The organism is Aquimarina sp. EL_43 (assembly GCF_943422735.1).
GTDB classification, from domain to species: domain Bacteria; phylum Bacteroidota; class Bacteroidia; order Flavobacteriales; family Flavobacteriaceae; genus Aquimarina; species Aquimarina megaterium.
The window spans coordinates 1578035-1602100 of the sequence record NZ_CALSBR010000001.1 but is presented as its reverse complement, the minus strand read 5'-3'; the positions used below and the strand labels follow the sequence as shown (position 1 = coordinate 1602100).

General features: G+C 33.8%; 19 protein-coding genes and 1 pseudogene. 4 read left to right on the top strand and 16 right to left on the bottom strand.

What is annotated here, in order from left to right; translation table 11 throughout:
* Positions 1–6 precede the first annotated feature (6 nt).
* The 8 genes and pseudogenes from sufB to NNL09_RS07310 form a co-directional block, all read right to left on the bottom strand.
* Positions 7–1452, bottom strand: coding sequence for a Fe-S cluster assembly protein SufB (gene sufB, locus NNL09_RS07345; RefSeq protein WP_025666176.1), 1446 nt, complete (start codon positions 1450–1452; stop codon positions 7–9).
* Positions 1453–1492: 40 nt separating this feature from the next.
* Positions 1493–1822: an iron-sulfur cluster assembly accessory protein gene (locus tag NNL09_RS07340; protein ID WP_025666177.1), complete on the bottom strand. Its 330-nt coding sequence runs from the start codon at positions 1820–1822 to the stop codon at positions 1493–1495.
* A 132-nt stretch (positions 1823–1954) separates the two neighbouring features.
* The gene (locus NNL09_RS07335; RefSeq protein ID WP_081748284.1) at positions 1955–2998 is read right to left on the bottom strand and encodes a cytochrome-c peroxidase; all 1044 of its coding nucleotides are present in this window, start codon (positions 2996–2998) and stop codon (positions 1955–1957) included.
* 9 nt (positions 2999–3007) lie between these two features.
* Positions 3008–3775, bottom strand: coding sequence for an MbnP family protein (locus tag NNL09_RS07330; protein ID WP_025666179.1), 768 nt, complete (start codon positions 3773–3775; stop codon positions 3008–3010).
* Between the two features lie 5 nt (positions 3776–3780).
* A complete protein-coding gene (locus NNL09_RS07325; RefSeq protein WP_254514217.1) occupies positions 3781–5148 on the bottom strand; it encodes a hypothetical protein in 1368 nt (455 codons plus the stop codon).
* Positions 5149–5170: 22 nt separating this feature from the next.
* Complete coding sequence (locus NNL09_RS07320) at positions 5171–6706, bottom strand: GEVED domain-containing protein (protein ID WP_256525662.1); 1536 nt, start codon at positions 6704–6706, stop codon at positions 5171–5173.
* A pseudogene (locus NNL09_RS07315) lies at positions 6695–7873 on the bottom strand (choice-of-anchor B family protein); the annotation flags it as partial. The pseudogene NNL09_RS07315 and the gene NNL09_RS07320, both read right to left, overlap by 12 nt.
* A gap of 274 nt (positions 7874–8147) precedes the next feature.
* The gene (locus NNL09_RS07310) at positions 8148–9398 is read right to left on the bottom strand and encodes a choice-of-anchor B family protein (protein ID WP_025666182.1); all 1251 of its coding nucleotides are present in this window, start codon (positions 9396–9398) and stop codon (positions 8148–8150) included.
* Between the two features lie 148 nt (positions 9399–9546).
* On the opposite strand from NNL09_RS07310, the gene thiL reads away from it, so the two are divergent.
* Entirely contained in the window at positions 9547–10593 is a 1047-nt protein-coding gene (gene thiL / locus NNL09_RS07305; RefSeq protein ID WP_025666183.1) for a thiamine-phosphate kinase, read from the top strand.
* A 7-nt stretch (positions 10594–10600) separates the two neighbouring features.
* Here the strand turns inward: thiL and NNL09_RS07300 are convergent, their stop codons facing one another.
* Both NNL09_RS07300 and NNL09_RS07295 read right to left on the bottom strand, forming a co-directional pair.
* Positions 10601–10870 carry a hypothetical protein gene (locus tag NNL09_RS07300; protein WP_025666184.1) on the bottom strand — a complete coding sequence of 90 codons (270 nt, stop codon included), beginning with the start codon at positions 10868–10870 and terminating at the stop codon, positions 10601–10603.
* Positions 10871–11117: 247 nt separating this feature from the next.
* Positions 11118–11897 (bottom strand): alpha/beta fold hydrolase, encoded by a 780-nt coding sequence (locus tag NNL09_RS07295; protein ID WP_196911643.1) that lies wholly within the window; start codon positions 11895–11897, stop codon positions 11118–11120.
* Positions 11898–12116: 219 nt separating this feature from the next.
* On the opposite strand from NNL09_RS07295, the gene brnQ reads away from it, so the two are divergent.
* Together brnQ and NNL09_RS07285 are read left to right on the top strand one after the other, a co-directional pair.
* Entirely contained in the window at positions 12117–13388 is a 1272-nt protein-coding gene (gene brnQ, locus NNL09_RS07290; protein WP_196911644.1) for a branched-chain amino acid transport system II carrier protein, read from the top strand.
* 120 nt (positions 13389–13508) lie between these two features.
* Positions 13509–14852, top strand: coding sequence for a cytochrome-c peroxidase (locus NNL09_RS07285; protein ID WP_196911645.1), 1344 nt, complete (start codon positions 13509–13511; stop codon positions 14850–14852).
* A 27-nt stretch (positions 14853–14879) separates the two neighbouring features.
* On the opposite strand, the gene NNL09_RS07280 is transcribed toward NNL09_RS07285, so the two are convergent.
* The 5 genes from NNL09_RS07280 to NNL09_RS07260 all read right to left on the bottom strand — a co-directional run bounded on the left by NNL09_RS07280 (position 14880) and on the right by NNL09_RS07260 (position 19558).
* Positions 14880–15263 carry a VOC family protein gene (locus NNL09_RS07280; RefSeq protein WP_025666188.1) on the bottom strand — a complete coding sequence of 128 codons (384 nt, stop codon included), beginning with the start codon at positions 15261–15263 and terminating at the stop codon, positions 14880–14882.
* Between the two features lie 69 nt (positions 15264–15332).
* Positions 15333–17057, bottom strand: coding sequence for an AraC family transcriptional regulator (locus tag NNL09_RS07275; protein ID WP_196911646.1), 1725 nt, complete (start codon positions 17055–17057; stop codon positions 15333–15335).
* 193 nt (positions 17058–17250) lie between these two features.
* The gene (locus tag NNL09_RS07270) at positions 17251–17646 is read right to left on the bottom strand and encodes a hypothetical protein (protein ID WP_025666190.1); all 396 of its coding nucleotides are present in this window, start codon (positions 17644–17646) and stop codon (positions 17251–17253) included.
* A 154-nt stretch (positions 17647–17800) separates the two neighbouring features.
* Complete coding sequence (locus tag NNL09_RS07265) at positions 17801–19093, bottom strand: aminopeptidase P family protein (protein ID WP_196911647.1); 1293 nt, start codon at positions 19091–19093, stop codon at positions 17801–17803.
* Positions 19094–19276: 183 nt separating this feature from the next.
* On the bottom strand, positions 19277–19558 hold the full coding sequence (locus tag NNL09_RS07260) for a hypothetical protein (RefSeq protein WP_025666192.1): 282 nt from the start codon (positions 19556–19558) through the stop codon (positions 19277–19279).
* Positions 19559–19743: 185 nt separating this feature from the next.
* Here NNL09_RS07260 and NNL09_RS07255 point away from each other — a divergent pair, with 185 nt between their 5' ends.
* Complete coding sequence (locus NNL09_RS07255; protein ID WP_196911648.1) at positions 19744–22596, top strand: glycosyl hydrolase; 2853 nt, start codon at positions 19744–19746, stop codon at positions 22594–22596.
* A gap of 99 nt (positions 22597–22695) precedes the next feature.
* Here the strand turns inward: NNL09_RS07255 and NNL09_RS07250 are convergent, their stop codons facing one another.
* On the bottom strand, positions 22696–24066 hold the full coding sequence (locus NNL09_RS07250) for a RagB/SusD family nutrient uptake outer membrane protein (protein ID WP_196911649.1): 1371 nt from the start codon (positions 24064–24066) through the stop codon (positions 22696–22698).

The window sequence follows — 24066 nt, the reverse complement described above, 5'->3', positions numbered from 1 at the left end:
TTACAATTAGCCTACAGAACCTTCTAAAGAAATCTCCAGAAGTTTTTGAGCTTCTACTGCAAACTCCATAGGTAGCTTATTCAATACTTCTTTACTAAAACCATTAACGATTAAAGCGATTGCTTTTTCTGTATCGATTCCTCGTTGGTTACAATAAAAAATCTGATCTTCTCCTATTTTGCTTGTAGTTGCTTCATGTTCTATTTGAGCGGTTTTGTTTTTAGTTTCTATATAAGGAAACGTATGTGCGCCACATTCATTGCCCATCAATAATGAATCACATTGCGAAAAATTACGCGCATTGGTCGCTCTACTACTTATTTGCACTAATCCTCGATAACTATTTTGGGACTTCCCTGCAGAAATACCCTTAGAAATGATAGTACTTTTGGTGTTTTTGCCTAAGTGTATCATTTTTGTGCCAGTATCTGCTTGCTGAAAATTATTGGTTACTGCAATAGAATAAAATTCTCCTACAGAGTTATCACCTTTTAGGATACAAGAAGGGTATTTCCAGGTAATTGCTGATCCTGTTTCTACTTGTGTCCAAGAAATTTTAGCGTTGTTTTCACAAATTCCTCTTTTGGTCACAAAATTATAAACTCCTCCTTTTCCTTCAGCATTTCCGGGATACCAGTTTTGTACTGTAGAATATTTTATTTCTGCATCATCCAATGCTATTAATTCAACAACAGCGGCATGCAACTGATTTTCATCACGAGAAGGAGCAGTACATCCTTCTAGATAACTTACATAACTCCCTTGATCTGCCACTACTAAAGTTCGCTCGAACTGTCCCGTACCTGCCTGATTGATTCTAAAATAGGTAGATAGTTCCATTGGACAACGAACACCTTTAGGAATATAGCAGAACGAACCATCGCTAAAAACAGCAGAGTTTAAAGCAGCATAAAAATTATCCTTTTGAGGAACCACAGCTCCGATATATTTTTTAACTAACTCTGGATGTTCTTGAATAGCTTCAGAAATAGAACAAAATATAATTCCTTTTTCTGCAAGGGTTTCTTTAAACGTCGTAGCTACTGATACAGAATCCATTACTATATCCACAGCTACTCCTGCTAATTTCTTTTGTTCGTCTAATGAAATCCCAAGTCTTTTAAAAGTATCGAGTAATTCTGGATCTACCTCATCAATACTATTGTATTTAGGCTTTTTGTTTGGTGCAGAATAGTAAGAAATATTCTGAAAATCAGGCTTTTCATAAGTAACATTTGCCCATTCGGGTTCTTCCATCTGTTCCCATGCTCGAAAAGCTTCAAGCCTCCATTCTGTCATCCATTCGGGTTCTTCTTTTTTCTTAGAGATTGCACGAACTATATCTTCATTAAGACCAACAGGAAAAGTATCAGATTCTATATCGGTATAAAATCCATACTCGTACTCTTTGGTCTCTAGTTCTTTTTTTAAGTCGTCTTCAGTATACGCCATTTTCTTTATCCTAGAATTAATTCAGGACTTTTTTTATAGATTAAAGGGAAAAACTTTCTCCACAGCCACATGTTCTACTGGCATTCGGATTATTAAACACAAAACCGGTACCATTTAAACCACCAGAATATTCTAGAGTTGTACCAATTAAATAGAGAAAACTTTTTTTATCTACAATGATTTTTACACCATTATCTTCAAATACTTTATCTCCTTCCTGTTGTGCTTTATCAAACTTTAAATCATATGATAAACCAGAGCACCCCCCACTTTTTACACCTACACGCACATAATCGGTAACTGCATTATATCCATCCTCACTCATCAACTCGATGACCTTATTTTTTGCTATGTCTGATACCTTAATCATACTTTTATAATATAGATTAATTCTAAATGAAATGCAAATATACTACATAAGTAGATTTTATACACAAAACCTAACATATATCTGTTATATATTAGAATAGGTAAAAGTTATAATGGTCTATAGAAAAATACTTTAGAATTCTGAAAAACGAGTGTCATTTACATAATCATCATCTGTAAGTGTTTTTAAAAAAGCGATAATTTGCTGTTTTTCTTCAGTTGTCATTGGGATTCCCAAGGTTCCATTTTGATTTTTAAACATTGGATCTAAAGTTTCAGAATCTACCACACCATCACTATAATGATTTAAAACATCATCTAAAGTTTTTAATCGACCATCATGCATGTACGGAAAAGTAAGTTCAATATTTCTTAAACTAGGAACTTTAAATTTTTGCATATCCTCGGTTAATCCTGTAACACGTTTTCTTCCTATGTCATTGTATTGAGGATCAATGGGTAGTCCATTATTACGATACGATTGATCCGTAAATAATGTACCTTTATGACAAGAAGCGCATTTAGCTTTAAAGAGTTCGAAACCAGTAGCTTCTGCTGCTGTAAAAACAGAGCCTTCATTTCTTTCAATTTTGTCGTATTTGGTGTTTGCAGAAATCATCATAATCATAAATTGAGAAATTGCTTTGAGCATATTATCAGAATTTATTTTTTGATCTTCGAATGCTTCTGCAAATAATTTTACATATTCTGGTTGCTCTTCTAGCTTTTTAAGAATACTATTAAAAGTTTCATTCATTTCTACTTCTGCAGTGATGGGTATAATAGGCTGAAGATCCAGGTGCATTGCAGCTCCGTCCCATGTGAACTCTTTCATAAAAGCCATATTGTGTAATGGCTGTGCATTACGAGTTCCTAAGGCACCGCCTACACCATGGCTTACAATATGTGTATGATGGGTAAATGCAAAATCCTGAATATGACAAAAACCACAAGAAATTACACCATCAGAGGCTAGACGACCATCATAAAACAACTTTTTTCCTAATTCGAAACCTTTTTCGGTAGGAGGATTAAGTGCTATATTATAGGTAGGGTCGGGAAAGTTTGAGGGTACAGTAAATTCTAGTTTTGCATTTTCTATAGGAACATAGTTATCCTTATCAGAGCTACATGCAGTTCCGATAAGGATAATTGCTATATATGATAATAATTTCAAAATATTACTTTAATTAGATACGCTAGTTGCAGTAAACATAGCGCTTATATTTTCTGCAATTTTTGGCGCAAACTCTGCATCTACCTGAATACTATTTTTTACTTCTAGTGAATGTGTATTTGTACCATCAAATATCTTTGCAATATCTACATTAATTGCTATTTCTGGTGATTTTGATTCTTCAATAGTTAATGTGCTGGGTAATTCGATTGTGATTTCCTTATAATTGTCTAAAGTAGTACCATGGCTTCCAACATGAATTAAAAAATCCATATTAGCGCCACCATTTACGGTATATGTTCCTTCAAATTTAAGGAATTTATATCCAGCAGACCAACTCCATAACATTCCGCTTTCTTCTGCTGTAGGAATAAAGTTCGCCATTCCGTTAAGTGGATATTTTGATTGGTCGACCCCAAAACCAAACTTGATTTTAGTATATTCTCCTGCACTAATATCGGCAAGGCTCACTTTTTTGCTTTCTAAAACTTCTTCGTTAATTAAGAAATAACTTCGATCTACAGGATATACAAATTCTTGGCCATTAGCTTTAATTAAAACAATATTGCTTATAATATATTTTAATTCTGAAATGGTATAGACTTCATTACTTGCGTTGGTATAGGAATCAGTAGTTAATTCGATGCCATTATTATTGATTGTGTTTTTAAAATCAAGGATAGCATTTCCGAAAGTATTTGTTGCTCCGTCATCATCATTTTTACAGGAGGATACAATTACTAATGTTGCTATGAGGATATATATGATGTTTTTCATTGTGTTTATTTATATTTAATTATTAGTACGTCCTTAGATCCCTTATTGGCGGGGATATCAAAGTCGTTACTTTCAGAGTTGCCTACAACAATTACTTTTTTGTCGCTTGTTTCTATGCAGCCTTCTCCAAATTCTGCTTGGCTACCGCCACTAGTTAGTTTCCATTGAACTTCTCCATTAGTAGTTATGATCATGCTCCAGACATCACTTTGTCCTTTGTTTTGTGCAACATCAATATCATTACTTCTAGAGTTACCTGTAATAACAAAACCACCGTTTTGCATTTTGGCAATAGCTCTACCGGTATCAAAGGCTGTGCCGCCCAATGATTTTTCCCAAAGTAGATTACCATTACCATCAATTTGTATCAACCAAAGATCGGCATTTCCGTTGGCACTAGAAATATCACCATCTGCACTTCTGGAGTCTCCTACAATAAGAAATTTTCCATCACCAGTAGCTGCAATGGCATATCCTACGTCAATTTCTGATCCGCCAAATGATTTTTGCCATAACTTGGTACCTTCTTTATTAATTTTTACAGCCCAAAAATCATAACTTCCTTTACTATTAGTAATATCAAAATCAACACTTTCTGATGAACCGATCATTATAAAGCCGTCGTCTTGAGTTTGTACCACATCGTAACTACTACGATCATTATTGGTGCCGCCAAAAAAACGCCGCCACTCTTTTTCTCCAGCAGAATTAAGTTTGATACCCCAGAATTCTCCAACTCCATGTTTTGAAAAACCACTTTTGTTGTCATTGCCTTCTCCACCACTAGCGGTTACATCTAGAAAACCTGTAATGAAATACCCGCCATCACGAGTTTGTACAACAGAAAAGGCTCTGTCTATTCCAGGAAACCCAAAACTTTTTTCCCATTGAATACCTCCAGAGGCATCTGTTTTTACAATCCAATAATCTTGTAATCCGGCATTTGTACTTACATCTTCATCTGCACTTCTGCTATATCCTACCAATGCATATCCACCATCTGTAGTTTGAATGATTTTTTCTCCTCTTTCATCTCCAGAACCTCCATAAGTTTTACTCCATGAAATTTCTCCTTCTTTGGTTATTTTAAGTAACCAATAGTCACTATCAGGAGCGGTTTTATCGGTAATATCTCCGTCAATGCTTTGGGTATATCCGGCTATTGCATAACCCCCATCAGTAGTTTCGACTACTGATAGGGCATTATCTTCATTACTTCCTCCAAACGTTTTTACCCAGTCTATTTCACCTAAAAATCCTTCTAAAGGAGGAACGGGTGTCACATTATCTTCATCATCGCTACCACAAGCAATCAAAGTTAATGTTGTAATACAGATGATAAGTATATTGAATAAGAATTTAGAGCGGTTCATTTGTTAGTATATTTTATAGACATTATTTTTTTACAAAACGCTTGGTAGTAGTACCTTGGTTTTTGGTGGTAACTTGTAAAAAATAAACTCCTGTTTTCAAATTAGAAACATCAATAGTATTTTTAACGGTTCCTTTGCCTACTAATTGCCCTATAAAATTTTTGATTTCAAAATTTGAAGTCTCATTAGCAGCATTTTTATCGCCCATAAATACATTCATAATTGACCCTTGAACTGGATTTGGAAAGATCGAAAAAGAGATGTCTTCTGTTGAAATCAAAGATGAATTAGTAGCAACACTTGTTGTAAGAGCAATATTATCAATGGCGATATCGGCTTGCCAGGTAGATCCTGTGACTCTGTTAAATCTTAGTCTTAGAGCCTCACCAATATATTGAGAAAGATCAAGATTAATGGTGTTCCAGGAATTTCCTTGATTACCTGTTTTACTCCAAATACTTGTCCATGAAGCACCATCATTTGTTGATGCCTCAACCGCTATACTTCCCATATCAGATGCACCAAACATATGGTATGTAAATGTAAATGCAGGAGAAGCAGTACCACTTAGGTCAAAACAAGGAGATGTTAGTATTGCTCGCTTATTAGGAAATCCTGTTCCATTTCCCGAAGCCTCTACATAGACATAATATGTTCCTTGATTTGCGCTTGATGGTCCTGTATTTCTTGATGGAGTTCCATTAGCATCTACGGTCCAATTGATATCATCTGATGATGATTGTGTCCACAAGCCTAAAGTATTTTCAAAACTTTCATTATATGGAAATGATGATACTCCACCAGCACATACATCACCACTACCTTCGGTAATAGTAACTGTGTAATCTTCAACCTCACCATATTGGAACGATTCACAAGATGTAGGAACACCATTATATTTCATAGAGACACGCATTCTGGTTGATACTGCAGAAGCACTAGATGGGATTGAAAACGTTCCGCTAACCGGGGTAGTTCTCGTTGCATTCTGTGACCATACTTGTTCTCCAGAATCTGCAAAATCACCATCTTGATTAAAGTCGATCCATACACTATACCCTTCACTGTATACTGTACCCGACCATGTTGGAGTGATCGTAATCGTATGTGATGTGCCTTTTGCAAGATTGGTGGATATAGAGGTGTGGTCTGCATAACCACCACTAGATGCACCAGACGTATTATTTATACTTCCGATAGATACATTACTAATGTATTCATCAGAAACACTATTTCCATTAGAATTACAATAATTCACTTGCACATCTGTAGTTGTGAAATTAACAGAACTACTGTAGTTAGATGAAGTCCCGTCCTGACATTTACTTCTTACTTGTGCTTCGTAAGATGTGGTGGCAGACAAGCCAGTTATAGTATTAGACGTTCCATTTACAGCTGTAGTTGTCCAGGAAGAAGTCCCTGTCTGACGATATCTTAAATCGTAAGTAGCATTGGCAACATTTGTCCAATTAATAGTAGCAGAAGTTGCATTTATATTAGAAGATCCAACACCGGTAGGAACGGTTGCCTGGCATACCGCAGGTGCACTTTTTCGTATTAAAAAAAAACCTCCTTCGATATCACTTAGAACAATGTTTCCGCTATTAAAATATGGATATACGTTCCATACTCCGTTAAAGGCAGCTCCATTACTAGAGGTATAGGTATCAAAAGATCCTATTTCGGTCATATTCTTATTTCCTATATCAGAAATATCAATAACTCTAATACCTGCACGATAATTGGCTAGATAAAACTTATTACCTTTTACATAGCCATTATGGTCAATTGCTGCTGTAGGACCTGTATAAGTCATATGTTCTTTTGGGTTGTCTAGATCCAGAAAATCAAAGATTATGGTTCTGGTATTAAATCCAACTCCTTGCTCATCGGTTTCGTCACCTAATATAAAATATCTCATGTCTTCTGTAAACCAACCTTGATGTGTGTATCCAACATCAGAGTATTTAATGGTTGAAATAGTAACAGGGTTTGCTTTATCTGTAATGTCTGCAATCACAACTTCTATCTCGTTACTACCGATTAGTATTTCTTTACCCGAATAATTACTATCAGGACCATTATAGGTTACTACCTGCGCATCATGTGTGTATGCGCGTTGTCCACCAGATAGAAACCCTCCGGCATTGGTCGGGTTTTTTGGATCTTGGATGTTAATAAAAAGAGGGCCTCCTTTATAAGGGCCAGAACTTCTTTGAGCACCTACAACATAAGCATACCCAGAATCTTCATTGATTACAATGTTGTGAGCATTACCGAATTCTGTATACCTTTTATCTGCGGTAAAATTTTGAGGAGGATTTGCTACGTTACGTAATCTTGTAAGATCAAAAACCTGCATTCCATGATTAGCAGCTTCACTTACTATAAAAGCATGATTTTTATACACTTTTACATCTCTCCAATCACTGTTAGAGGTAGCTGTTGGTAATTTACCAAGATAAACGGGATTAGTTGGATTCGAAATATCAATAAATGCGGTTCCGTTATTTAAACCAATAATTGCATATTCATTACCATTTTGTGGATCTGTCCATCCCCAGCTATCATTACCGGCTCCGGCACTCATTTGAGATAGTGTGATGTGAGACATTAAATCGTAATCGTTACAAGGGTAAGAACCTGCCAGCCCGTTTTGACAAGGGGTCTGACCATAAGAGAATACTACTGATAATATCAGTAGAAGAGTAGTTAGATTTTTCATTGAGTTTGTGGTTTAAGAGTTAATTAGAAACTGAAGTTTATGTCATATGCTAATAGTTTAGTTTTTAAATAATTAACTAATTTATCGATTTTATGTGTAGGTATTTGTGAATTTTATATACAGTTTGCATTCTTTTAACTGTTTTTAACATTTTTTCACATAATTATGAGTTAAAAAATGAGAAATTGTATTAAAGTGACATGCATTTTTCAATTTTAAGCAAAATCCAGAAAGATTATTTAAAGATCTCGACTGGGATCATATTTTAATATATTTATGGAGTACTTTTTCGAATCAACAAAAACCCTCCTTGGATATCACTAATTACAATATTTCCACTTTCAAAATATGGGTATACATTCCATACACCATTAAAGCTTGCACTATCACTTGATGGGAAAGTATCAAAAAAGCCTATTTCTGTCATATTTTTATTTCCGATATCAGAAATATCAAGTATTCTAACTCCAGCTCTATAATTTGCCAGATAAAATAGATTTCCTTTTACATATCCATTATGATCTATAGCTGTAGTAGGACCAGTATAATTCATATGAAACTTAGGATTATCAAGATCTTCAAAATCAAAAATTATAGTTCTGGTATTAAACCCAACTCCTTGTTCGTCAGTTTCATCTCCTAATATAAAATATCTCATATCTTCTGTAAACCATCCTTGATGAGTATACCCCACATCTGTATATTTAATAGTAGATATAGTAATAGGATTGTTTTTATCTGTAATATCTGCGATTACAACTTCTATCTCATTACTACCAATTAATATTTCTTTACCTGTATAATCGGTGTCGGGTCCTTGATAATTAATTGCTTGCGCATCATGACTATAGGCCCTGTCTCCTGTAGAAAGAAACCCTCCTGCGGCAATTGGATTTTTAGGATCTTGTATATTAATGAATACAGGACCTCCTCGATACGTTCCGGATCTACTTGTTCCTACTGCATATGCAAATCCAGAGTCTTCGTTAATAACAATATTATGTGCACTTCCAAAATCAGTAAAATGTACATCTGCATTAAAAGTTTGAGGAGGATTTGTTACATTTCGCAGCCTTGTAAGATCGAAAACCTGCATTCCATGATTAGTAGCTTCACTTACAATAAAAGCGTGATTTTGATACACTTTTACATCTCTCCAAGGACTATTTACAGTTGCGGTTGGTAGTTTGCCTAAATAGATTGGACTATTAGGTGTAGAAATATCTATGAAAGCTGTACCGTTGTCTAGTCCTATCAAAGCATATTCTTTACCGCTTTGTGAGTCTGTCCATCCCCAACTATCATTACCTGCACCTGCAGACATTTCTGTGAGTGATATTCTAGTGATCAGATCGTATCCGCTACAAGGATAAAACCCGCCGGCAAGGCCATTTTCACAGGGGCCAGATTTAACATCATTTGTAGCAACAGAAGGATTATTAAAAACGTCATTACCATTATCGTCACCACTACAACCTATAAGAGTTGTAAATAATAACAAATTGCACATAAAATACCTTTTCATATTGTTTTCAATTTTAATAAATGTACTAAACTTTTTTGAGTATTGTTTTAATATCCCAAAGCCATAAGACTTCTACATTAGGTTTAGAAGGCTGAAAAATCAGAAGTTTTTTATGAATTGAAATCACTTTGTTACCTACCTTTGCAAAATGATTGAAGACAAGAATACACCAAGAACACAACTATCTGAATTAGGAGAATTTGGACTTATTAACCATTTGACCAAGAATTTTGATATCAACCAAAAAACAACTTCTCTTGGAATTGGGGACGATGCAGCAGTTTTGGATTTTGAAAATAAAAAGTGCGTATTAACAACAGATTTATTGGTAGAAGGAGTACATTTTGATTTGTCATATGTGCCATTAAAGCATTTAGGGTATAAAGCTGTAATAGTAAACCTTTCTGATGTCTATGCTATGAATGCAACAGCATCACAAATCACGGTTTCTATTGCGGTATCAAACAGATTTCCTTTGGAAGCATTAGAAGAATTATATGCAGGGATTGAAACTGCAGCAAAGATTTATAATGTGGATGTAGTAGGAGGAGATACGACTTCTTCAACAACAGGACTACTTATTAGTATTACAGCTGTTGGATACGCAAATGAAGAAGATTTGGTATATCGTAGTGGAGCTAAGGAAAATGACCTTTTGGTTGTGACCGGTGATTTGGGAGCAGCATATTTGGGACTTCAGGTATTAGAGCGAGAGAAACAAGTTTATGAGGTTAATCCTAATTCGCAACCAGACTTGGATCAATATACTTATATCATTGAGAGGCAACTTAAACCAGAAGCACGAAAAGACATATCAGAACTTCTTAAAGCATTAGATGTAAAACCAACAAGTATGATTGATATAAGTGATGGATTGTCTTCAGAAGTAATACATCTTTGTTCTCAATCTAAAGTTGGCGTAAATTTATATGAGGAAAAAATTCCATTAGATCCTACAGTTATATCTACATGCGAAGAATTTAAAATGAATAGTACAACAGTAGCACTAAATGGCGGTGAGGATTATGAATTATTATTTACCATAAAACAAGAAGATTATCCTAAAATAAAAGCAAATCCCAGTCTTACAGTTATAGGTCATATAACAGATGAGAAAAGTGGAATTGGATTAGTGACCAGAGCAAACGAAAAGATAGCAATACAAGCCCAGGGTTGGAATCCGATTGAGGAATAATTAATAATTACGAAGCTGCCTGAAATGGAGTATCACGATTAGTTCTTGCCTGTTTCTTAGCGTGTACAGAGGCCAAAGCATTATTAATTTCTTTTAACTTAGGCGTCATTGCTTCTAATCGTCCTCTACTATTAGTAGTGGCTTGTTCACCACAGTGTGAACAGGTATATTCTTTAATGTGATGAGTAACATTTTTAGAAAGAAGATAGTCATGGCCAAATAGAGAACAGTAAATTTTTGAAAAAGAAAATGCGGAGGTTGGGGTAGTTTTTTTCATTATTCTTAGGGGGTTAAAAATTCATGGAAAAGGGTTATTGGTTCATTATCAATACAATAATAATATTTTTTTTATTATTATCCGCATTTTTGTAAGAAAAAATCGCCATAAATCATTGATTTTTAGATAAAATACTTCTTTTATAGTGTTTTTTGACCCAAAAAGAAGTATTTCGTCTAAAAAAAATATGAAATCACCTACCTTTTGGAGAAATCAAAAATAAGTTTATTATCTTCTAAGTTTTGTGTTAAAAAGAGCTTAGAAACTGGTGAAGTTCTGCAATATATTCGTCTTTATTCTCCAAGTATGACATATGGCCACCATCAAAACTAACAAGATCGATATTACATTGTTTCGATTCTTTAATACTTTGGTCATATAGTAAAATAGGATCTTTGGTTCCGGCAAAGATGATTTTTGGCTTATTAAAACTGGATAGAAGAGATGTGTGATCTTTTCTTACTTTCATTCCTTCTAAACCAGAAATAATTCCTTGTAAAGAAATCTTTGAGGCTTGATCTTTGATCATATTTATTCTGTCTGCAAATCGCAATCGATTTCCTTCAGCAAAAAGATTTGCAATTGCCATGCTAGTATATGCGTCGGGATTATTCTTGACTATCTCAATAGCTCTACTGCGATTTTGTTTTCTCTCTATACTATCAGGAAACGAAGTAGAATTTAACAATGCTAATCCCGAAACTATATTTGGAAAAAGATCTATACAGGCTAGAGCTACATAGCCACCCATAGAATGACCTACAAAAGAAGCCTTAGAGATGTTTAGGTTATCTAAAACGACTTTGACTGCTTGTGCCATATCCTCCATAGTATGTATATACCCCATACATTCGGTAAGACCGTGACCTAAAAGATCGATAGAAATGCAATGATATGTACTTGATATATGATCGATGGTTTCTTCCCACATGGTAGAATTTTCTAAAAATCCATGCAGAAAGACTACAGGAGTACCTTTTCCCGAAGTATTATAATTTACTTTGATCCCTTTATACGTTATTATCATTTTACTTTTTAATTTAAAGAGCAAAGAAACTAGAAACAATACTCTTTTAAAATGTAAATAAATATTTTTTTATGAATGCACTAAGTTTTTGGCTACAGTTATATATTAATTTTTAACTCGTTATTGCTTTTATATTTACAAATACTATTACGATTATTTTGTATGCTTATTATGGTTTCATTATTATTGCTTATTAAAGGGACATAAATACCTAACCAAATGAGATTTAATAAAGAAACTTTTGTTGCAGGATTTGCATTATTTTCAATGTTTTTTGGTGCAGGAAACCTAATGCTTCCTCCACTTTTGGGGTATAAAGCAGGTGATGCGTGGTTTCTGGTTATTATGGGTTTTGCTATTTCGGCAGTAGTCATTCCTTTATTAGGAATTTTTGCACACGCCCGCTTACAAGGAACTATGCTTGATTTTGCAAAGAAAGTATCTCCCACATTTAGTCTTGTTTATTGTATATTGGTTTATTTGATCTCTATCACATTACCTTCCCCGAGAACCGCATCTGTAACCCATGAGATGGCAATTGAACCTTTTTTTGGCACAAATGCCTGGTTGACTAGTACTATTTATTTTGCATTAGTGTTGCTTTTTGTACTTAATCGATCTAAGATTCTTAGCTTATTAGGTAAATTTCTTTCTCCTATTATATTTATCGTTGTACTTAGCATCATATGTATTAGTATTTTTTCAATGCAAACTCCTGCGATTAATCCTTCAGAATTTGGAACTCCTTTTATTAAAGGGTTGCTAGAAGGCTATCAAACATTTGATGCAATAGGAGCTGTTGTTGTAGGTGGAGTTATTATTGTATCTCTAAAAATTAAAGGAGAAAATAATTTTGACAGAAATCGAAAACTGATTATTGGATCTGGTGTTTTGGCAGGAATAGGTCTTTTTGTTATTTATGCAGGTATGATTTATAGCGGTGCATTATTTGGTGCTGATTTTGACACAACTATTTCCCGAACAGATTTATTATCAGGAATGAGTTTAAAAACACTAGGCAGTATAGGTAAAGTTTTTTTAAGTATTCTGGTTGGGTTAGCTTGTTTTACTACAGCTGTGGGTATTGTAACCGGTACTGCAGATTTTATAAAAGGAATTTGTAATGGATCTCAAAAAGCATACCTTATTACTGCAATTGTAGCTTGTATTCTAGGGGTATTAATGGGACAGTTTGATGTACATTATATCATTGATGTAGCAATACCAGCACTTATGTTTATTTACCCTTTGACTATTGTTTTGATTCTGTTAAATGTTTTGCCTAATAGATTTACTTCTTCATTAGTATTTAGAACTGTAGTTATCGTAACTATTTTATTTAGTATTCCTGATTTTTTAGGGTCTATAGGAATGCAAGACCATGTTGCTCCGATTTTAAAAATCCTCCCTTTAGGAGTGTATAGTTTGGCTTGGTTATTGCCAGCATTGGTAACGCTGGTTGTTATGAATATCTTTTCAAAAACAGAGTGATTTTTCTAAACATAAAAATTAAAGATTTTTAGGGGTAATTTCCCCTTTTGTATTGTGTTAGTTTTTGTTACATTCGCGCCAGAAAACAACGAATTTTAATATTTATATAAAGGGAAATCTATGGGAAAAATAACTACTCTTATACTTATTACATTATTTTTATTTTCTTGTTCTAATGATGATAACTATGTACCTATAGCATCAAGTTTGGATAAAGATTTAAAAACTCTTTTAACCGATATTTCTGAAGATAAAGGTCTTGCTTATTTTACCTTACCGAAAAGTGATGATTACCTTAAAATACCTCAAGATCCACTAAATCCAATTACCAGGGAAAAAGTTGAATTAGGAAAGCTATTATTACATGAAACAGCTCTTGGCAAAAACCCCAAAATAGATGAGATGAAAGCTACATATTCTTGTGCCTCTTGTCATCAAGTTGCTGCGGGGTTTAGCTCTGGATTAAGGCAAGGTATTGGAGAATGTGGTGTAGGTTTTGGAACCAATGGTAATGGTAGAGTAATAAATACTAATGTTCCTGTGGATTCTGTAGACATCCAGCCACTTCGCTCTCCTACTCTTTTAAACGTAGCATACCAAGATGTAATGTTATGGAATGGGCAATTTGGAGGTACAGGAACTAATGCAGGAACAGAAAGTAATTGGGCAAATATTCAAGAGAATTTTCTAGGATTTCAAGGTATAGAAGTTCAAGCGATAAAAGGTCAAGGGGTTCATAGATTGCTAATTGATGAGGATTTTGTAAATACACTAGGATATAAAGAAATGTTTGATAATGCTTTTAGTGATGTTATAGAAAGCGAGCGGTATACTACCAAGAATGCAGGACTTGCCATGGCTGCTTATGAAAGAACATTACTTGCCAATAAATCGCCTTGGCAAGAATGGTTAAAAGGAGATTATGATGCGATGAGTGAGGTAGAAAAGAAAGGAGCAATTGCATTTTTTGGAAACGGAAAATGTTACCAATGTCATACTGGACCAGCACTAAATGATAAAAGCTTTCATGCTTTTGGGATGGGAGATTTTGATAATTCTGATAAAGCATTAGTGTTAGATAATGCAGGTTTTGAAAATGTAAAGAAAGGAAGAGGAGGGTTTACTAAAAATCCAAATGATAATTATAAATTTAAAACACCAACTCTTTATAATCTGACTGATAATAGTTTTTATGGTCATGGAGGCACATTTACATCGGTAAGAGATGTTATCGTTTATAAAAATAAGGGAGTTGCTCAATCTACCGAGGTAACTGCAGAAAATCTGGCAACTCAATTTGGGACAATTGATTTGACAGATCAGGAAATAGATAACCTCACAGCTTTTATTGAAATCAGTTTACGGGATACTGATCTTAATCGATATGTGCCTGAAACGTTGAAATCAGGATTATGCTTTCCGGTTAATGATGTGCAATCTCAACAAGATTTAGGATGTAACTAAATATAGCGTAATCGTTTTTGGTCAAACTTAATTTAATGTAGCAATCCACCAGGTGTTACCAAATGGATCTCGAAAACCAGCTCCTCTGGCACCATAATCTTCGTCCATAGGTTCCATCAAGGATTTGGCTCCTGCATCTATTGCTTCATAATACGTTTGATCAGTATCTTTTACATAGACATACATACAACCGGGATGTGCAGGATTATGTTTTGAAGCTTCTGTAAGAAGAATAGTAGCATCGCCGATTCTAATTTCTGAATGTTGTATTCTATTATCAACATCGAGGCTTCGTATCATTTCCTGTGCCTGAAAGATTTTTCGAATGAAATCAATAAAATCTTCAGCCTTTTCGACTACTATATACGGCATAGCTTGCTGGTGACCAGCAGTGATTTTCATTCGTTGCATAATATAAAAAGAGAGTTTTTGTATTCAACGAAGGAAGTATAGAAAATATTCTATAAATGTGTAAAAATATCAACGAGAAGGCGGATTAATTTTACCATTTTTTTGCTTTTCTAGCTCTTTAATAAAATAAGAAGGATAAATTCCAGTCTTTTTATAGAATGCTTTAGAAAATGCTTCAGAATTATTAAAGCCGATTTCTTGTGCAATGGCTTGCACTGTATATTTTCTAAATATCGAATCCTCGCTTAATTTATCAATTACAAAATCGATTCGTAAATCGTTGATATAATTGCTAAAGCTTTTTTCTTTAAAAGTATTCACCACTTTAGAGAGATAACTAGAGTTTGATTCAAACTTTTTGGCAAGATCTTTTGAGGTTAGAGGCCTTAAAAACTCTTTTTTTTCTTCAAATTGCTTAAGCTTATCAAGCAGGTTGTCTATGGTTTCTTTGTTAATAGATGAAGAGGTAGACTCATCAGTAGATCGATCTTTTTTTTGGTTTTGATCAGAGATTTGATGTAAGAGTTTTAAAAATCTTTTTTTGTAAAGTTGTTGCCGATAATAATAGTAACCAATACCGATTAGACTTAATAACAGAAGTATTGATATGATAATATTTTGAGAGGATATCTTATTGTTTTCTTTTTCTAATGAAGCTATGATTTTCTGTTTTTGTTCAAGAAGCTCCCTGGTGTCAAATTCTCTTAAAAGTTTATCATTAATGATCCAATAATCCTTTATTAAAACACTATCTGCACTTAGTAATTTATTTATATACAGTAATTGATTGGTATGGTCACCAATAGATTTGTAATAATCAACCAGTTGTACATAGGCAGTTCTACTTTCGGGTAAAAAATAATTTAAAGTTTCAGAAATAGAGTCTATTTTCTTGAAATAAGAAATAGATTCTGAGGTTTTACCTAAGCTTTTATTAGAATTTCCTATATATAAATATGCATTAATTAAATCTGTAGTACTTTCATATCCTCTTTTTGGATTAATAATTTTAGGTAATATTGGTTTAATTTTCTTTATGGCCAAACTATATTCCTGGTTGTAATAATCTAGAATACCATCATTTAAATCGAACAGAAATTCAACAGGCTTACCTTTAGATAGTTTAACTCCTTCTTTGTTTAAAATTTTTGCAGAATCTATTTGATTATTTAATCTATATACAGAGACGAGTTCTGTTAGCGTTAGTAGATAAGAGATAGTATCTCGTTTTGTTTTGTTTTTGATGCTTTTTTCATAAATGATACATTCTTTGTATAGCTTTTTTGCCTCACCATATTTTCCTAGCTTCCTCTTTAGATTTGCGATATTATGCTTAAGAAGGTATATATACGGTACATTATTGTTTTTTCTAGAGTGATCTAATGCTGTTAAGTAGTCTTTAAGACTATGATTAAGATCCCCAAACTCCCCATAGGCAATTGCTCTTTTGTTATAGAAAACCTCTGGGTGGTTCTTTTTAACTATATTTTTCCCGAAAAAAACAGCACTGTCTAAAGCTTCTATTTTTCTTTTTTTCGAATCATTATACAATAGACTTTTATAGACATAAGACCAAGCTATACGACTACTGTCTTTGCTGTTTTTTCCTTTGTTGAAATAAGCCTGAGCATATAATCTTGCTGCTGGTATACTACTATCTAAACTTGCATGAAAGTTTTCACTAAGCTGTTTATATGTTTTTTGCATCAAGGAATCGGAAACGTGAAGAGATTGGCCATACCCCATAAACGAGACAGAAAGAATGAAGATGTTTCTAAGCAGTTTTAAATACATACCATACTATTTAGAGTTTCAAATTAAGCATTAAAAGTATTTAAATACTGATATTAAAGTCAACAAAAGAAATACGGTTTTTATCAATTACGAGAAATTCTTCATTCATTTCTATATAATAAGACGAGAGATTTTTACCAGTGATGATAAGGTTTTATGCAAACTATAAATTTAATTGTTTAAAAAAAGAAGGCTATTCATCAATTTTGGTATATTTTTCTTTGCAAGGTTCCATACACTGGGTCGGATAGTCGATGATCAACATGGACTCATTTATTTCAAAATTTATTTTAGAGTCTGAAGATGTACAAGGAACGATAAGTAGAGTATGATTCATGTCATATGTTCCAGACATTCCGATGGTTTTATCATCATCTAATGGGCAGTAAGATACATTTGTTTTTAAAGTGCCATCATCAAAGAATTCGATAATTTTTTCCTGATTCGCTTTTTGGAAGACTCCTTTTCCATTTCCTGGATCTACCAGCACATGTGTTAGCTTCCATTTACCAACTAATGGTGATTTCTTTTTTTTAGTGCAAGCATTGCAAAAAGTAATGATAAAAAAACAAAGAAGAAGTTTTTTCATGATAGAACAGGTTTTAGAGTTGTGTTCGACTAAACTAAAAAAAATAAGAGAGATTACCTTACGGCTTTACCACCGAGTTTTGAGTTGTGTTTAGGAGATAGTAAAAACCCCACACATAAGAATGGGTGGGGTATGTATTTGATTTTATCGAATTCTAATTATTCATTAATTCTTCAATTTCTTCAGCTTCAATAGGAATATTAGCCATGAGGTTAAAAGGTTCTCCTTTTTCCTGTATTACTACATCATCTTCAATACGAATTCCAAAACCTTCATCAGGAATATAAATCCCAGGCTCAACAGTAAACACCATATTTGCTTGCATAGGCTCGGTAAGGATACCATAATCATGGGTGTCTAATCCTATGTGATGAGAAGTACCATGCATAAAGTATTTTTTGTATGCAGGCCATTCTGGATCTTCCTTCTGTACATCGGCCTTATCTATAAGCCCTAATCCTAATAATTCAGAAGTCATAATTTTACCAACTTCGACATGATAATCGGCCCAGATAGTTCCTGGAATCAACATTTTGGTAGCTTCATTTTTAACTCGAAGTACAGCGTCATAAACATCTCGCTGACGTTTAGAGTATTTTCCTGATACCGGAATTGTACGAGACAAATCACTAGAGTAATTTGCATATTCTGCAGCAACATCCATAAGGATTAAATCACCTGCTTTACAGGGTTGATTATTTTCTATATAGTGAAGCACATTGGCATTGTTTCCACTTGCGATTATAGGAGTATATGCAAAACCTTTAGATCTGTTATTGATAAATTCATGCAACAATTCGGCTTCAATATTATATTCCCAAACATCAGGTTTTACAAAGCTTAAAAGTCTTCGAAATCCTTTTTCGGTAATATTACAAGCTGTTTGCATAAGCTCAATTTCGATAGGATCTTTTATTGCTCGTAATCGTTGTAAAATAGGATTGCTTTTTGCTACGGTATGTGCAGGATATTTTGCTTTCCACCATTTGGTAAAACGATCTTCACGAGTTTCTGTTTCTACACTTGATCTGTAGTGCTCATTAGTGTTTACATATACAGTTTCACACTGCGTCATGACTTCAAAGAAAACCTTCTCTAAATCCTGAAGCCAATATACGGTTCTGATTCCCGAAACATCAAAAGCTCGTTCTTTGGTTAGTTTTTCACCTTCCCAAATTGCAATATGCTCATTGGTTTCTTTTAGAAATAAAATCTCACGATGCTTTTCCTTAGGAGCATCGGGAAAAAGCAACAATACACTTTCTTCCTGATCAACGCCACTTAGGTAAAATATATCTCTATGCTGCTCAAAAGGCATAGTACTATCGGCACTAATCGGATATATATCATTACTATTAAATACAGCAATGCTACTAGGTTTCATTTGTGCAGCAAAGTTTTTACGGTTTTTGATGAAGAGATTGCTATCGATCTGGTGATATTTCATTGTATGATATGTTGTTTAATTACAAACCTCATAAGCCCTCTAGACCAAACGAGGATTAAGAATACTGATTTTCTTCAAAAATATGATTATTATTTGCGTAATAAAAAAAGGAACTCATAAGATTTTGAGTTCCTTTTTAAATATTGAATTTACCTTACTTTTTTTATCAATATGAGTGTATTTTTATTTGCTTATTGCATTTTTGATTAAACCTATTATAGCCATTAACACACCACCTCCGACACCACCACCTGCAATGCTTCCTAGTATCCCAGACAAATCCATTCCGCCAGAAGTGCCTATTCCCAGATAATTTAGCAAATATCCACCTAAACCTCCTCCGAGTATTCCCAGAATTGAATTTCCTACTTTACCTAAGGATACATTTTTTAGTAATGAGCCTGCAATATTTCCTCCAACGGCCCCACTGATTAATTGAATAATTAATGGTAAATACTCTTCCATGATTGTGTGTTTAATTGATTAGTACTTAATAAATTAACTAAAAATTTACGAGAAACGCAAAAAATAGACAATATCCTTAGTGGTTTACGATTATTGTTTTAAAACAAATGATTGTTAAACAATATCTAAAAATTTTGAGTTTGTTATAACAATATCTACTTTCAGCGCACTAAACACCCATCAAAATGAAAACATTTACATCATCATTATTTTTCTTCTTTCTTTCTTCTTTTATTTTTTCTCAACAACCAGCTACTAATGCAGAATTGGTACAGAAAGGATTGCTGAATAAAAAGCAAATGGAAAAGTCTTCTTTAGTGAAACATGTCCCTTTTAAAAATATTGGGCCGACTGTAATGAGTGGTCGTGTAGTAGATGTTGATGTGAATCCAGAAAATACTACAGAGTTTTATGTTGGATATGCTTCTGGAGGATTGTGGCATACTGTAAATAATGGAACTACTTTTGAACCTGTTCTTGATTCTGCAGAAACAATTAATGTTGGTGATATTGCAGTAGACTGGAAAAATAATATCATTTGGGTAGGAACTGGCGAAAATAATTCATCTAGGTCATCCTATGCAGGAGTAGGAATTCTAAAATCTACAGATAATGGTAAGACATGGAAAAATGTAGGACTACTCGATTCACATCATATAGGTAGAATCGTTATTAATCCTAATAATCCAGATGAGGTCGTAGTGGGAGTAACCGGGCACTTATATTCTTCTAATCAAGAACGGGGAGTTTATAAAACAACAGATGGAGGAGCTACCTGGAAAAAAACATTATTTATTAACGATCGAACAGGTATTATTGATTTAGCATATGCACCTGAAAACTTTAGTATTATGTATGCAGCTGCATGGGATAAAGATCGTAAAGCCTGGAATTTTGAAGGTAATGGATTAGGGTCAGGGATTTATAAAAGTACTGATGCAGGAACTACCTGGAGTAAAATATCTATAGAAGGAAGTGGTTTTCCTACGGGAGAAGGAGTAGGTAGAATAGGCCTTGCTGTTTTTGATGAAAACACGGTATATGCTGTTCATGATAGCCAGTATAGAAGAAAGGAAAATGATACCAAAAAAAGTAACAGCGGATTAACCAAAGAGGATTTTAAAACGATGTCATCAGAAACTTTTTTAAAATTGGAAAATAAAAAGCTAAATGCATTTTTAAAAACCAATGGGTTTCAAGAAAAGTATAGAGCAGATAATGTAAAACAACTTGTGCGTGGGGGTACGGTAAAACCAATAGATCTTGCTAAATACCTCGAAAATGCTAATGCAATGTTATTTGATACTCCTGTTATAGGAGCAGAAGTATACAGAAGTAATGATGGTGGTAAATCCTGGGCAAAAACCCATAAAGACTATATTGATGATCTATTTTATAGTTATGGATATTACTTTGCTCAGATACAGGTAAGCCCTGCTAATAAGGATCATATATATATTTCTGGAGTCCCCATTTTGAAATCTAAAGATGCCGGAAAAACATTTACCAATATTAATGGAAAAAATGTTCATGCCGATCATCATTCGTTATGGATTAACCCTAAAAACCCGATGCATTTGGTAAATGGTAATGATGGAGGACTAAATATCTCTTATGATGATGGAAAAAACTGGATAAAAGCTAATCAACCTAGTGTGGGACAGTTTTATGCAATTAATATTGATCATGAAAAACCATATAATGTATATGGCGGATTGCAAGATAACGGAGTTTGGGTAGGAGCACATAATGCTAAAGAAGACGATTCCTGGCATCAAAGTGGTCATTATCCTTGGGAAAGTATTATGGGTGGTGATGGTATGCAGGTACAGATTGATGATCGGGATGCAGATATTGTATATACCGGGTTTCAGTTTGGAAATTATTTTAGAATACATCGCGCTACAAATAAACAAATCTATATTCAACCTAAACACGAATTGGGCGAATCTCCTTATCGATTTAATTGGCAAACACCAATCTTATTATCGCCTCACAATCAAGATATTTTGTATTTAGGAGGAAATAAATTAATGAGATCGATGAATCAGGGGGATGACTGGACTGCGATATCTAATGATTTAACAAATGGTGGTAAAAAAGGAAATGTTGCTTATGGAACGTTGACTACAATTGCCGAGTCTATATTTCAATTTGGACTTATCTACACAGGTAGCGATGATGGGTTAGTGTATGTAACCAAAAATTCTGGTGGGAGTTGGAGCAAGATTTCGGATTCTTTTCCTAAAGATCTTTGGGTATCAAGAGTGATTGCTTCTTCTCATAAAAAAGAAAGAGTTTATGTTGCATTAAATGGATATCGATGGGATGACTTTAAACCTTATGTCTATGTAAGTGAAAACTATGGACAGAGTTGGAAAAATATAGGAAATGGCTTACCTGTATCTTCAATAAATGTGATTAAAGAAGATCCTAAAAATGAAAATGTATTATATATAGGAACAGATAATGGTGCCTATGTTTCACTAGATAAAGGAGCAAACTGGCAAGCTTTTTCTAATGGATTACCTAATGTAGCGGTTCACGATATTGTAATCCAACCAGAAGCTAATGATTTATTATTAGGAACACACGGTAGAAGTATATACAAAACAAATATAGAAGCGGTACAGCTTCTTGATGATAAAGTAATAAACAAGGGACTTCATGTTTTTGATATACCTGCAATGCAGTGGTCAGATCGATGGGGTGTTTCGTGGAGCAAATGGTCTACACCATATGAACCAACAATTACCATCAAGTTTTATGCTGGAAAATCAGGAGATTTCTCTATTAAAATTACTACCGAAGAAGGAAAAGTACTTCAGAAATTTTCTACACAAGCTGATAAGGGGCTTAATTATGTAGAATACGATCTTACGATTACTGAAAAAGGAAAAAATATACTCGAAAAAGAATTTCCTGATGAAGAAGTTTCTAAAAGAAAAAACGGGAAATATTACCTTCCTACAGGAAGATATTCAATAGAAATTTCTGATGGAAAGCAAACAGAAAAAGCCTTGTGGGAAATTAAATAAAAGGAACCTCTAACAACTTATATGTATAAACCCCATCAAAATATTTTGATGGGGTTTAAGCAATTCAAACATTTATGATATAAAACAATCATATTTTCTTTAGTATCCTTTATTGGGTATCATATTAGAGTTTGCGTTTAATTCGGCTAAAGGAATAGGAAAGGCATAATTATAGCTACCATATACAGGCCCTGCAGAAACTACATTTAGTTTTGGGATATCTTGTTTTGTTCGTGCTAAATCATCAAACCTAAACCCCTCAAAACATAGTTCTTTTCTTCTTTCTAAAAGAATATTTTCTTTGGTTGCTTCTGTATATAGGTTAGCCCCTCTATTATCAGGAATCATATTTAGCCAGGTTAAAGCATCACCTATAGCCCCTGTTTCTAATAATGCTTCTGCATAAATTAAAATGATTTCTTCATATCTTATTAGGCTAACATTGTCATCAAAAGATTGAGAAGGATATTTACCAACGTTTCTTAATTTATCCCCATCGGTATCTATCATACTGGCAGTTCCTCTAATATCACCAGCATCAAAAATAGAAGTAAAATCATTATAAGCTACAATATCTGCATACCCAAACCGGTAGATATTTGCCAAGCCGTTTATTCCTTGATTATCTACATTATCAAATGCTAATTCAAAAATAGAATTAGGGGCGTTATCAACAGACCAACTATCTACATACGAATCTCTATCTAATATAGAGAATTGCCCAGAATCGATTATAGCCTTTGCTGCATCTCTGGCTGTTATATATTCTTCAAAATACAATGCTACTCTTGCCTTAACTGCTTTTGCAGTATAGCTAGTTACATAGCTAGATGTACCATTAAGAGTTTCTGACATTAAGGATGACGCTTTGTCGAGATCTGCAAGAATTAAATTTTTTACTTCCTCTACAGTTTTTCTACCAGGCAGAAGATCATTATCATCTTTAAACTTATCGATATAAGGAACTCCCAAAGCTCCTAATCCGCCATTATCAACATGTTGTTGGCCATATAAGCGTAGCAAATCAAAATGACCAAGTGCTCTTATGACATAAGCTTGTCCTTTAATATGATTGATTTGATCTTGATCTCCTTCAACACCTTCTATATTAATAGCAATATTTGCTGTAGATATGGTTGTATAGATTACAGACCAGGTATCTAAAGCATATCCATTGGCATCAGTCATATTCATATCACTTACACTAATAAAACGACCAGACTCACCAGTAGAATATGTATTATCTGATCTTGCTTCTCCATATATGATAATGTCCCTACCATAATAGGTAGATTGAGTCATCCAACTATAGGTACCATTTAAAAGATTAGATAAATCTTCTATAGTACTTATATTGCCTTCTAAGTTCTGATTTTGGAGTAAAGTAGGCTCTAAATCATCATTACTACAAGAGGGTATTAATGCTATAAATAAAGCACTATATACGAGGTATATTATTTTTTTTGTCAT